Source organism: Pedobacter borealis DSM 19626 (assembly GCF_000708285.2).
Lineage (GTDB): Bacteria > Bacteroidota > Bacteroidia > Sphingobacteriales > Sphingobacteriaceae > Pedobacter > Pedobacter borealis.
This window is the reverse complement of record NZ_JAUG01000008.1, coordinates 18,130-31,860: the sequence shown is the minus strand read 5'-3', so window position 1 is coordinate 31,860 and position 13,731 is coordinate 18,130. Positions and strand designations below refer to the sequence as shown.

The 13,731-nt window shown below is 38.7% G+C and carries 6 protein-coding genes; 1 reads left to right on the top strand and 5 read right to left on the bottom strand.

The window, feature by feature from the left end; all coding sequences use genetic code 11:
* Position 1: 1 nt before the first annotated feature.
* From AW17_RS04015 to AW17_RS03995, 5 genes are all read right to left on the bottom strand, one after another.
* Positions 2-1,441, bottom strand: a complete 1,440-nt coding sequence (locus tag AW17_RS04015) for a SusD/RagB family nutrient-binding outer membrane lipoprotein (protein ID WP_029274832.1) — start codon at positions 1,439-1,441, stop codon at positions 2-4.
* 12 nt (positions 1,442-1,453) lie between these two features.
* On the bottom strand, positions 1,454-4,690 hold the full coding sequence (locus tag AW17_RS04010) for a SusC/RagA family TonB-linked outer membrane protein (RefSeq protein WP_029274831.1): 3,237 nt from the start codon (positions 4,688-4,690) through the stop codon (positions 1,454-1,456).
* A 201-nt stretch (positions 4,691-4,891) separates the two neighbouring features.
* A complete protein-coding gene (locus tag AW17_RS04005) occupies positions 4,892-7,381 on the bottom strand; it encodes a M14 family metallopeptidase (protein ID WP_029274830.1) in 2,490 nt (829 codons plus the stop codon).
* A 186-nt stretch (positions 7,382-7,567) separates the two neighbouring features.
* Positions 7,568-8,986, bottom strand: coding sequence for a SusD/RagB family nutrient-binding outer membrane lipoprotein (locus tag AW17_RS04000; protein ID WP_029274829.1), 1,419 nt, complete (start codon positions 8,984-8,986; stop codon positions 7,568-7,570).
* Between the two features lie 11 nt (positions 8,987-8,997).
* Positions 8,998-12,045, bottom strand: a complete 3,048-nt coding sequence (locus AW17_RS03995; protein ID WP_029274828.1) for a SusC/RagA family TonB-linked outer membrane protein — start codon at positions 12,043-12,045, stop codon at positions 8,998-9,000.
* 171 nt (positions 12,046-12,216) lie between these two features.
* Between AW17_RS03995 and AW17_RS03990 the strand changes: the two genes are divergently transcribed.
* Positions 12,217-13,518, top strand: a complete 1,302-nt coding sequence (locus AW17_RS03990; protein WP_029274827.1) for a UDP-N-acetylmuramoyl-tripeptide--D-alanyl-D-alanine ligase — start codon at positions 12,217-12,219, stop codon at positions 13,516-13,518.
* The last annotated feature ends 213 nt before the right edge of the window (positions 13,519-13,731 follow it).

The window sequence follows — 13,731 nt, the reverse complement described above, 5'->3', positions numbered from 1 at the left end:
TCTAAAATTTATCCCAGAACAATTTAGTGGTTACGTTATCTCCGCCAATTTTTGTTGCCGCAGCAGCTCTGTTCACGTTATTGACGTTCTGCTCTTTAACAGGATAGGTGAATCTTACCGGAAAATCGGTCTGGGCGTCTGCCGCTTCGGGTAATTGAGGGTAATCCAATCTTCTATTTTCAATCCATGCATCTAAACCTCTATTGTATAAGGCTAACCATTTCTGTGTACCAATTTTTTTTCTCCATGTACCTGTTGCTGTAGCATAGGCAACAGACGGTTGTGCCAAATAGATGGTTGCGCTAGCTAAAGTTCCTCCCCAGTCTAAAATTGACGCTGTAACAGCATTGGAATAAAATACCCCTGCTGTTCCACCAACGCTATATCCTCTTTCGGCAGCTTCCGCCAATAAAAACTGTACTTCAGCTACATCAATTAATGAACCTGGAAAATCTGGTTTGGTGATGGGAACTGCAGGTGCAGAAAAGTTTGCATAAGGACTACTTTCTCCTGGATTACCTCCTGAATATACTCCGTCAGCATCCAAGGTGAAGAAAAAAGGTCTTCTAGGGTCATTGAGTGTATTCATCTGCGTAGTAATGGTATTGTTTGCTACAAAATCTAAACGACCGCTTTGAACCAGATCAACCCAAATTGGATTGGTATTTGGGGTGATGGTAGTGTAAGGGTATTTTGCATTATCTACATTGGCACCTCCAACCGAATAGGCAAAAACTCCCGAAGCAACCGCGGCCTCTGCTGCTGTTTTTGCAGTGGCATTATCTGCATCGGCTATGGTTAAGGCCACCTTCAGTTTTAATGAGTTGGCAAGCTTCTTCCAGCTTTGCGGATCACCATCATAAATGGCATCTGCCGAACCTAAAGAGGCTGAGGCTGGATTAAGTGCGGCAATGTCTGCATCCAACCTTTTAAGTAAATCTTTAAAAGCTGTTAAGCCATCATCATATTTAGGAAACGCATTATCAATATTCAATGCCTCTGAATATGGAACATCTCCAAATGTGGTTAAGATGTAGTACCAGCTGTATACTTCCATGATATCGGTGATGGCCAACTGATTTTTCAAATCAACTGCGGATTTCCCTTCGGTAGCGGCAATAGTTCTTGACTCTTTAAAATTCTTTAATACATCTCTGTAAAAAGCATTCCACAAATTATCGGGAATTGTTCTGGTTTGTAAATCATATTGACTTTCATCTATATATGTTGTCTCTTGCCATTGTTGCTCTATTAATCTGAATATATTTAAATTCACATTTGATGAGGTTACCGTATTTACAAGCCTACGTTGAGCATTTGTAAACAGAGAGGCAGATGACACATTTAAAGGGCGCTTAGGATCTACGTTAACAGTAGTTACATCCTTTTTACACGCTCCGATAAATAGCACTGCTATTAGGGCTAATAATATCTTTTTCATAATTATTCGTAATTAAAATCTAACTTTTAAATTGAAGGCAAAACTTCTAACACTCGGATAAGATCCTACCTGGTATCCCTGAACGTTACCAAAGCTTAATCCATCTTCTGGATCGGCATTAGGCAGATTCTTGTGGATAATCCATAAGTTTCTTCCAATTAAAGAAAGATCGACCCCTTTAACAGGACCGAGTTTACTTACAAATGTTTTAGGTAATGAATATCCTAAAACTACTTCTCTTAATTTCACAAAGCTGGCATCGTATACAAACGCTGCAGCAGGCAGACGCCTGTAGCCATAAGATCCAAACTCAGCATTTGTTACCCTGGTAGTATTCGGGGTTCCATCTGCCTTAACTCCGGGATTGATAAAGCCACCTCCCTGATTAAGTGCATTCCGCGAAGGATTTCCCAGATCGTTTAGCCCGGCTGTCTCAACATATCCACCAGTTGCAAGTCCATAGTATTGATCAAGAGAGAATACACTTCCCCCGTGCCTAATATCAATCAGGAAACTCAAATTGAAATCTTTGTACCTGAAGCTATTATTAATACCTCCGGTCCATTTAGGATTCATATTACCGATAACTTCATTTGAGGTTTCAGACTGTGCATATCGTCCGTTGCTCGAAACAACCTTCTCTCCATTTAAATACACAAAATTTTTCCCTCGTATTGTTCCATACGGCTGGCCAAGGGTAGCATTTACACTCACTCCCCCTTGAAAACTTTGAATTAACAGATTCTGAGCCTCATTACCGGTTGCATCCTTAAATAGCTCGGTTACTTTATTGTTATTCTTGGTCCAGTTTACATTGACTTTCCATTCGAAATCACTCGTTTTAAAAGGCGAACCATTTAAGGACAGTTCTATACCCTGATTTACAACACTTCCTGAATTTAGATACTGAGAATTGTACCCTGTTGATGTAGATAAACTTACTGGAATAATCTGATTTACCGTTTTGGCATTATAATAAGTAAAATCAATACCGACTCTGTTATTCAGGAATGAGGCTTCAAGGCCAATCTCTTTACTTTTTGTTTTTTCTGGTTTTAAGTTAGGATTATTCTTTATGACTGGAACCGCCGTTTGAGCACGCCCATCAATTGGCGTAATTAACGAATAGGTATCCTGTAAACTATAAACTGGGGCATCAGACCCCACTTCGGCATAATTTGCTCTTAACTTACCATAAGAAAGCCATTTGTATTCCTTAAGCATTTCTGAAAAGACATAGCCCAATGAAACCGAGGGATAGTAGTAAACGTTATTTCCTTTAGGAAGGGTAGAGGAAACATCTCTTCTAATTGTTCCATCTAAAGTTAGCATGTTTTTATAGGTAAATGATGCACCTGCAAATAAGCCATGAACTTCCCGGTTAAGATCCCGTTCAACTGGCGCTTCAATTGGATTAGATGAATTGCTTAATGAATATATTCCAGGAATACCTAGCCCTCCATTGGTGATCGAAAACATGGATTGTGTTCTTTGTTTTCTGATATTTAGCCCCAGAAGCCCCTTGAAATTCAGATCAGTAGATATATTCTTATCAAAATTCGCCAGAAAATCAACGTTGCTTTCGTTATAGTCTTCCAGGTATTTAGAATAAAAAGGCACGTCTAAACTCCCAATAGCCTGTCTTTCTTCTTGTACCTGATTATAGGTATCCATTGAGTAACGGCCCATTAAATTTAACCAGTCAGTTACCTTATAGTTTAAATTAACGTTCCCCAGATAACGGTTACGTGTATCTGTTTCAAAGTTTTCATATCGCGAAAAATATGGATTATCCCAATAAATCGGCTTTGTTCCAGTTAAGTCTGACCAGTTCCAGGTTACATTTTTTCCTGTTCTTAAATAAGCCTGTTCGAGTTCTTTAATATCCACATTGGTTTGCCACCATTGCCTAAAGTTAGTAGCAGGATTATATACACCATTTCCGTTATATCCGGTTCCATATCTTCCTTTACCTTCTACATTGAAGTAGTTTACCTCTGCACCTGCGGTTAATTTACTGGTGATATTATAAGTTGCCCCGAAATTAAATACATTTTTTTGAATGCTCGAGTTTGGAAGTATCCCGTTCTGATCATCTCTATTAAAACCAACTTTGTATGTCCCTTTATCATAACTATTTGTTAACATGATGCTCTGGTTATTGGAAACAGGTTTTTCGAAAAAGGTTGTCGGATCGTTCGCTGCAGCAACCCAAGGTCTTGCTTTCTTGTAATTTGGTGAGGATGGATCAAAAGCATCCCATTGATAAACCATTAAGTTTGGATTAAAGGCCCCTCCGTATGAGGCATCCTCGGTTAGCGGCACCACTAAATCAGCTTTTCCATCTCCGTCAATATCAGCCGAATTGAGGTAAGAATCTTCATTTGGTCCATAATACGGTCCGTATCCACCTCCATATAGCTTTTGATACTTCGGAAAAGTCGACTTATCAATTATCGAATAATTAATACCTGCATTAACGGTGATATTTAAGCCAGATTTTCCCTTTTTAGTGGTGATCAAAATTACACCATTGCTACCCCTGGAACCATACAGTGCTGAAGCTGCCGCCCCTTTTAATACCGTAATATTTTCAACATCATCCGGATTAATATCTGAAGCCGGGTTACCATAATCGTAACCACCAACGCCACTGGTCTGCCCAGTAGTGTTCATACTTGTATTTGCAACAGGAACACCATCAACTACAAAAAGTGCCTGGTTATTACCCGTGATGGATTTCACCCCGCGTACAACAATGTTTGTGGAGCCACCCATAGTATTATTTTGACGGATCTCCAAACCTGACACCTTTCCGGATAAACTGCTTCCGATGTTGGGCGATCTGTTTTCGCTCACGGCTGTACCATCAAGAGACTGCGCTGCGTAGGCAACTTCATTTCTCTTGCGCTGGATGCCCAAGGCGGTTACCACAACCTCGCCCAAAGTTTTAGAATCGCTTGTTAAAACAGCATCAATTACATTTGATCCTCCGATGGATTTGGATTGAGATACAAAGCCAATTGATGAAAATACGATTGTTTTAGCATCCGATGAGATTTTAATGGAGTACTTTCCATTAGCATCAGTTGAAGTACCACCAGTGGCACCCTGAATTTTTACGCTTACGCCAGGAATTGGTAGCTTGTCTTCTGAAGACATAACTGTTCCTGTGATTGTTCGATCCTGTGCCATTACGTTTACCGTAAAAAACATGAGGATGAACAAACTCTGTAGAAGTTTTTTCATAGTAGAAATAGGTTAGTTAATGTATTAAAATTTATGCTAAATTAGAGTTAGTTAACTCCTGAAGCAAATTTATTTTAACTATTTTTAACTAATGGCATCTTAAATGCCCCCTGAGGCCCATTTCACAGGCGTAACTTTTTTATGCTAATTAAACTTTTAACTAAAAATCTAGTAATCAGCGCCTGTTTTCAAGTACGGTTGTTAATACCCACAAAAAATTATATTTCCAAATAAGGTTTTCCCACCCTCCCAGAAGTTTCTAAACAGCGGGTCGTTAGCCAAATAAACGACCTGGCCTCGGCCGAAATCTTGTACGCCGATAAGGAGCCCGGTTTTAAGCTCTTCCCTTGCTTTTTTACCAACTACACCTGCCATTAAACTTTTTTCGTTAATTAAACCCACATTCCAACCTTTAACCAAGGGCTCATAAATCTTACGGTCTGTTTTTAAACTGTAATAAGTTTTACCCAAGCCATAAGAAAAGGGGTGACTAGCGTCAAGATTGATGCGATAAATTGCACCAGGTATGGTCGTTTCGAAATCATCTCTGTTCTTATCTTTGAAAAGAAGCTTGTTTGCTTCTGGCTTTTCGTCCTTTTTTACAACGGCTTCCTTCTTTTTAACATCAAATCCCTTTTTCTCGAATACGCTTTCGATGGCATCTTCCATCAAAATCAATCTTCCTCCTTTATTTAGCCATGCGGTTAAACCATCCCCTATAAAAGCACTATAACTTCCATCGGGCAAAATCAAGGTGTTTACCTTATTAATATCCAGGTTATTCAGATCCTTGGCATTAATAATGCTTGGTGAAAGATTTAGATCATGCTCAAGAAAAAACCAGGCTTCGCCGAAAGCGAGAGAAGAAACCTCCATACCAGATACAATGGCAATTTTAGGCTGTTTTAACAATGGATAAACGTTAGAGCCAAAATCCTTTCCCTTTTCTACAAAACCACTGCTAATGGCCTGAATTGGTCTGTTTAAGATTTTGGCGATCGATGCAACCTTATCTTTCGTTCCTTTGATCAGCTTTTCGTTTTCTGCCCTCAACACAATTAGGGTTCCGGCAGGATAGTCTTTACCGTTTACCGCAAATGGCTGATCGGCCTGTCTAACTTTTATATTTTCATTTTGCAGTGCCGTTAAAACCTGAACATCTTCGCCTGTTCCCCAGCTAAATAACCAGGCCAGGGGCTTCTCAAGTTCATTACTGATTATCTTTGCCTCTTCAATTGCTGAATATTTCCCTTTAATACTTTCTTTACTGGCATAACCTTTTAATCCGTATACATAAGGTAGGGCCCATGCAGTAATATCATAAGTATTAGAGTCGGTTACAAGAGTTTGGGGCTCTAATAAAACGTTCGCCAAAACTGCCCTTGGCTGCTGAATATTAACAATTAAATCGTTACGGGCGATGCTGAAACTTTCTTCCTTTTGCGTATCATAGTCATAACCTCTTCCCGTTTTATCACCACCAAAAGCAAATTCGATTTTATTTTTGGTTAGCAGTTCAGCCAGTTTTTTTAAGCGTGACAAATTAGTCGCTTTTATGATATAACTTTTATAAACACCCGGACTATTGGCTAATCCCTGCTGGAAATATTTTTTATACTCCTCTAATAACTTCTGACGATTTAAGGAAGTTACTTCAAGGGTCGACATTCCTGTTGTAAAGTGATGTGCAATGCGGTCTTTTAAGGTTAAGGTATCGCCATCATTGGTAACCACCGATAATCCGGCCCTAATTCCACCTTGCTCATAGGTCATGCCTATTGATCCATTGTATAAAGGATAAGTATCGCCATAAGATGGATATAGCAAATCAAACCGTTCCTTGGTGAAGTATTGCCAGCCTCCTGCATCAAAATACCTGGCATTGTTTTTACCCACTACAATCTGGAAACTTTTTTGCCAGGGCGTAATATCCTGGTGAACAGGCTCTGCAGCTGGTGCAAAATAGTAAGGTTCATTATAACTTTGCTCGTGAAAATCGACATGTACCTGTGGCATCCATTGGTTATATAGCGCTAATCTTTGCTGACTTTCAACCTGAGTTTGCCAGGCCCAATCGCGGTTTAAATCGAAATAATAATGATTTGGCCTACCACCTGGCCATGGCTCTATGTGTTCTCTTGATAATGGATCGGAATTGGGGGTTTTCCCCACTACACTATTAAAATAATTCACATAACGGTCTCTTCCATCGGGGTTTAAACAAGGATCAATCACCACAACTGTATTTTTTAACCATTCTGTTGCAGGTTTATTATTACCCGAAACTAAGGTATAAAGCATCTTCATAGAGGTTTCAGTTGAGTTTGCCTCATTACCGTGCACATTATAACTTAACCAAAGTATAGCGGGCTGGTTTGTTAAATCGACACTATTAGTGGTGCCCGTTGCTAAAACTAAATTGTTGTTCCTAATCTGTTCGAGTTTGATTATGTTTTCTGGTGAAGAAACAACTGCCACCATTAAGGGTCTGCCTTCATTGGTTTTACCGTATTCTATCAGTTTCATGTTTTTATCAGAAGCCGCAGCGGTTTGCCTAAAATAATCGGCTACTTTATGGTGCGGGGTAAAGTGCGAACCTAACTGGTAGCCCAAAAAATCATCAGGACTTTGTATTTGGCTATAAACGTTTAGATTAATGAATAAAGCAAGGCAGAACAGAACGTATCTCATGAAAAAATAATAGTTTAACCAATAATACATAAAATAAAAATGATTTGAACACCTATATCATATCATTTTTGTGGCTAACTATCGTATTCTGGATAAAAATAAGGCTCCCATTATTGGAAGCCTTATTTTATTATAAAATCAGATCATAAAGCAGTGCCATTTCGAACTGCCATGTGAAAACTAAATCTAATTAGCCCACCAAACCTTTGTTGAAGTAGCAATACTTTGCTGTGGCTGTGGATTTGATGTGATTTCTTGTGAAGGATAAGGAAAGCGCTGTGGGATATAAGGCTTAAATGCATTTTGAACCACAGATAAACTTGGATATCCCGTTCTACGCCAGTCGTTGTAGACTTCAAGAGATAAAAAATCGGCAATATATTTTTCGCCAATTATAGTTTTTAACGGAGTAACTGGATCAAGTGTTGCGTGAGCCGCTAAATAAGTAGCCTTGTCTGCGGTAGCAACCTTTAGCATATCCATATGGGCTCCAATGGCACTACTGTAAATTGGTGTTGCCGCAGCAGCTCCGGATTTATAAAGTGTTGCCTCCGCTTTAAGAAATAATGCTTCTGAATAAGTAGCCAGGAATACAGGAGCTGCCGCACCGCTGTCATCTCCGTCGATAAATCCGCCGTAAAATGTTCCCACGGTCGCATATATAGTTGGGTCTGTTGCAGCAGCAGTACCACTTGTTCTTCCAATATAGTTGCTCCCCGAACCTTGATTTGCCATTATTGGTAGTCTTGGATCGTTATTTGATTTTAGAATATTAACTAAATACGAAGATAAAACAACCCCGCCCGCACCTGGTAATGTATTCTGATACCATGGGTTTTCAGCTTTCGCCGTTCCTGCATAGGTTAGAGAAGCATTATCTGCATTTGAAGCAAAACCATTCTGAAGGGCTGTAAGCGCCAGATCTGCTTGTGTTGCTGCATTGTAACCTGCCGCTTTGCTTAATCGAAGATAGTATCGTGCCTTAAGTGTATAGGCAAACTTTTTCCACGCAGCTAAATTTCCGCCATAAATAAAATCATCAGAACCTACAAGTTTGCCTCCAGGAGGTGTATTCAATTTAGCAATAGCTTCATCAAGGGTTGATTGAATAATTTTATAGATGCTTTCTTGAGAATCGTATGCTGGTTTTACACCATTTAAAGCTTGGAAAGCCTGTGTATAAGGAACATCTCCCCATAAATCAGTACAAACAGCTAAATTATAAGCTAGTAATACTTTTCCTACACCTGAATAACCTGTGTTACCTTTCTGATCCGCATTACTAATCATAGTACGTAAATTATAAAAGATAGCTGGGTAAAGATCAAAACTCCAGGTATTGTTTACATCAGTAGGGGTAATGCGGTAAGTGTCGATATTTGGCGATTCCTGATTTAAGGCCAGCTGCTGTGTCCAATAAGCTGTAGTAACCGACGGGTAACCCGCCGCAATTTGCGTAGTAGTATAAAGCTCAATTGGCGACAAAATCAACGATTCCTGCACCATTGTTGGATTATTTGGGTCTTGATTAACATCAAGAAATTTCTTACAGCTGGTAACGGAAAGCAGTAATAAAGTTGTTATTGAATAATATATGATTTTCATGTTCTTCGAAATTAAAAAGTAACTTTTATAGCAAAATTATAGCTCCTGTTGGTTGGCGTAACAAAATTGGTAAAACTTGCCCCATTACCCGTTCCATACAAGCTCACCTCTGGGTCTGAACCCGTATAATGTGGTGCGTAAAGCCATAAATTTCTGCCAGTAGCTGAGATACTTAATCCTTTAAACGGCGTTCTCTTTAAAAAGGAAGGATTAAAGGTATAGGCTAACGTTACCTGCCTTAATTTATAATAAGTACCATCTTCTACACCAGTTTCATCAACTACACTTTCATTGTTTTGATAATATCCTTGATCAAGCTTTGCTACAGTTGTATTTACCGCACCATCACTTTCTCTAATCCCATCAAATATTTTAGTTGCTGTTCTATCCTCAGTTTTTTTGGTTGTTCCATAAAAATCTAAATAATGGCCATCTAAATTATATACATCACCACCATACCTCATATCAAATACTGCAGACAGGCTCAATCCTTTATAAGTGAAAGTTGTAGTCAAACCTGCATTCCACTTTGGCGTTGTATTTCCAATTACACCAAGTTGGTCATCAATAATTGGATAACCGTCATCATCAATCAGCATTTTGCCGTTATCATTTCTTTTATACCTGGAACCGAATATTACTCCATATGGTTGGTTTTTATAGGCAAAAATACCTGGGTTTGTAAAACCTGCAAATTGTATATTATCTAGTCCTTGACCAATTTCAGTAACCTCATTTTTGATTTTAGAGAAATTAAGGCCAATATTCCAAGTAATGTTTTTTGTTTTAATAGGTGTACCATTTAGAATTAATTCTATTCCTTTATTATACATACTTGCCGCATTAATCGTAGCTGCATTAAAGCCCGAAGATGGCGTAATAGGTGTAGTCGTGATTAAATCAACGCTTTTTTTGTCAAAATAAGTAGCTTCTATACTTAATCTACTTCTAAACATCTTTAGCTCAAGTCCTGTTTCAAACTCTTTTAATCCTTCATTTTTAAGATTTGGATCGCCATAAGTATTGGTTAGCAAAAATCCGTTTTGACCTTGATAAGGAAATTCTATGTTTGAAATTACAGGGTGTACATAAGTGGTATTTAAAGCATAAGGGCCTACGTTATCATTTCCTACATAAGAATACGATACCCTGATTTTACCGAAATTCAGTATGGCATTATCTTCTAGATGAAGTGGTTCCGTAAAAATAAAGGCTGCAGAGGCAGAGCCGTAAGGATAATAGTTTTTATCCTGACTTAATACTGAAGTTCCATCATAACGTCCGGTTAATGATAATGATAGCATTCTTTTATACTCTGTTGTTAATTGAGCATAATAGCCAACTTTTCTTTTGGTGTAATTATTTATAGATGATATTTGAGTGGAGGCATTATTGATGTTGTAAAAATCAGTAACAGATAAGCCTACTCCTTTATCGAACACATTCCTTTGAGAATTGCTTAGAATGTTGTTCCCTACAAGTATGCTACCAAACCAATCTTCATTAAAGTTCTTTTTGGCCTCAACAATAATGTCATTATTAAACTGCTTGTAATTTATTTCTCGGTTATACATTTTACCATCAGCAGATTCGCCACCTACTATTCCTGGTGCTTCATGGTAGTTACTATTATCATTGTAAATGTCCGCACCACCACGTTCGGTTATGGTTAACCATGGTAAAGGATTGTAGCTCACAGTAAGTACCGGTAAAAAACGGTTAACCGCAGAAACAAACTTGGTATTATCTACCAGCCAATATGGATTGTTCCTTGCCGCCCGGTATACACGTTGTGAGCCGTCAGGATTTGTTGTTGGGAATGGGTTCCACGAGATAGGAGCAGCATAAACAGTCCAGTACGGGCTGGCCAACCCGTTACCTTCAGCCAAACGGTTATTTACAGAATTAACATAGTTAAACTGTCCCGTAACAGTGATATCTTTTGTGATTTTATTAGAAAATTTCGTGAATAATGAATGTCGTCCAAAATCTGTTGATGGTACCGTTCCATTGGTTTTTAGATAGGAATAAGAAACGAGGTAAGTAGAATTATCCGTTGAACCATTTACTGCTAAAGTATTATCTGTTGTAAAACCTGTTTTAAAAAATTCCTTTCTTGGATCATGTTTCTCTACGGGCTGTCCGTTTACCATTAACCCATCTATAAGTGGCCCCCATGAGGATGAACTTAGTTTACCATTGTTTCCATCAACATACACCCCATTGCTACCTTGCGCATACTTGTCCTGAAACTCAGGAAATATAGGGTTATCAAACGTTACACCAGAACTTAAGGTTACAGATGGTTTTCCCTTTCCTGTTTTAGTGGTAATAATTACGACACCTCTAGCAGCAGCAGCGCCATATAAAGCACTTGCGGCTGCTCCTTTTAATATAGTTACACTTTCTATTATATTTGGATCGATATCGATGGCTCGGTTGGATGTTCCCCCGGCACTTAGCGCACCATCAGGATTACCTGCCTCAGAGTTATCGATAGGCACACCGTCCAGAATAAAAAGTGCTCCATTTTCTCCAGTTAATGAGGTATTACCTCGAATTACAATTTTTGAAGATCCTCCTGCCGCACCGCTTGAATTTGTAATCTGAACGCCCGCCACTTTACCAGCTAACGCATTCACCAGGTTGTTTTCTTTCGCGTCTACTAAAGCGCCTCCACTAACTTCTTGCGTAGAGAAAGTGAGTGTACGTTTCTCTCTTTTTATGCCTAAAGCCGTTACCACCACCTCTCCTAAAATTTTTGAATCGGTAAGCAATATAACGTTGATTATATTAGAGGCACCTATGTTTACCGTCTGTGTTGAGAATCCTAATGAAGAGAATTGCAAACTTTTTGCATCTGACGAAATTTTTAAAGAAAATTTCCCATCTGCTCCAGTTGATACGCCAATATTGGTACCAATTACCTTTATACTTACCCCCGGGATTGGCGCACCATCTTCTTTTGATGTAACCGTGCCCACAACAGTTCTTTCCTGCGCCATTGCAATAGATGCAAATAGCAGCAGAACGAACAAACTTTGTAATAGTTTCTTCATGTTTTATGTCTAGTTAAGTTAATAATGACCGATAAGCAAACCTAAATTTTCTCATCAGTAAATGAATATACTCACTTTTTCTTACAAAATCGATGAAGAAATAGTGAAGATTCGAAAAAGAGTGTTTTATTTGAGCTTGTTTCTTAATTTTACCTCCGCAATCTATTTAAAATGACAAATACAGAAACCCTTTATCAGCATTACTTACAGCACAATGTTATTTCTACCGATACAAGAAACATTAGCCCGGGTTGTATCTTTTTTGCGCTTAAGGGAGATCTTTTTAATGCCAACGAATTTGCTGCTCAAGCTATTGAAAAAGGTGCAGCTTATGCAGTTGTAGATGAAGAAAAATATGCCAAAAATAGTCAATGCCTATTGGTTGAAAATGTATTAAGCACTTTGCAGGATCTGGCACGTTATCACCGCAAACAATTAAATATCCCGGTAATCGGTTTAACGGGCAGTAATGGCAAAACAACCAGCAAAGAATTGGTAAATGCTGTTTTAGCAGAACGATACAAAACCTTTGCCACATTCGGCAATTTAAACAATCACATTGGTGTTCCGTTATCTATCTTATCCATCACCGGTGAGGTGCAGATTGCGGTAATCGAAATGGGAGCAAACCACCAAAAGGAAATAGAACTGCTTTGTACCATTGCTCAGCCCACACATGGCATTATTACCAATGTTGGCATGGCACATTTAGATGGATTCGGCGGATTTGAAGGGGTAAAAAAGGGCAAAGCAGAACTTTATGCCTATTTAAAAGAAACCCATGGTTATACTTTTATCAATAGAGATAATCCATACTTGCTTGAAATGAGTATCGCTGCAGGCTTAAACAAACTTATTTATTACGGAACAGAAAACGGCAATACCATTAAAGGCGAATTAAAAAGCAGTGATCCATTTATCGAAGTGGATTGGACTAACCATGACGTGTCTTCTTCTGTTAAAACCAATTTAACAGGTAGTTATAATTTCGAAAACATTCTTGCTGCAATCTGTATTGGCGATTTCTTTGACATGACTCCGGATGAAATCAATTCCGGTTTATCTAATTATCAGCCGAAAAACAACCGTTCTCAATTAACCAAAACAGAAAAGAATACCGTAATCTGCGATTTTTATAATGCAAACCCAAGCAGCATGACCGCTGCACTGAAAAATATTGCAGTATTATCGGCCGATAAAAAGACTGCCATTTTGGGTGATATGTTTGAGCTTGGACCAGAATCTCATGAACAGCATGAACTCATTGCGAAACAGGCAAATGAAAGTGGTTTAGATCAGCTAATTTTTATCGGGAAGGATTTCTATTCATTTAAAGACAATTTTAAGGGCATGTTTTTCGAAAGTCCGGCCGAAGCCGCAGCATATTTGCAGGCAAACCTCGTTCAGAATCATTTGGTATTGTTAAAAGGGTCAAGAGGAATGAAACTGGAAAGTTTATTACAGTACTTATAATCCATTTACGGAATCTTGCGCTAAGTTGGTTTATTTACCCCTGATAGCAGTACGGTTTAAACACCCTAAACCCGGTAGAAGCGACAGCCTCCGATTTTTCATCGGAGCTATAGCGGATAACGGGATTGCTGCTTGCGAAGCACCACAAAATTTTCATTTTCAGATAAAAGGCAACAGATTTTATTTTAAGGAAAGCAAAGCCTGTGATAAACG

Bases quoted from the DNA above. Each gene is read 5' to 3' on its own strand.
- AW17_RS04015 (WP_029274832.1), bottom strand. From the start codon at position 1,441: ATGAAAAAGATATTATTAGCCCTAATAGCAGTGCTATTTATCGGAGCG.
- AW17_RS04010 (WP_029274831.1), bottom strand. From the start codon at position 4,690: ATGAAAAAACTTCTACAGAGTTTGTTCATCCTCATGTTTTTTACGGTA.
- AW17_RS04005 (WP_029274830.1), bottom strand. From the start codon at position 7,381: ATGAGATACGTTCTGTTCTGCCTTGCTTTATTCATTAATCTAAACGTT.
- AW17_RS04000 (WP_029274829.1), bottom strand. From the start codon at position 8,986: ATGAAAATCATATATTATTCAATAACAACTTTATTACTGCTTTCCGTT.
- AW17_RS03995 (WP_029274828.1), bottom strand. From the start codon at position 12,045: ATGAAGAAACTATTACAAAGTTTGTTCGTTCTGCTGCTATTTGCATCT.
- AW17_RS03990 (WP_029274827.1), top strand. From the start codon at position 12,217: ATGACAAATACAGAAACCCTTTATCAGCATTACTTACAGCACAATGTT.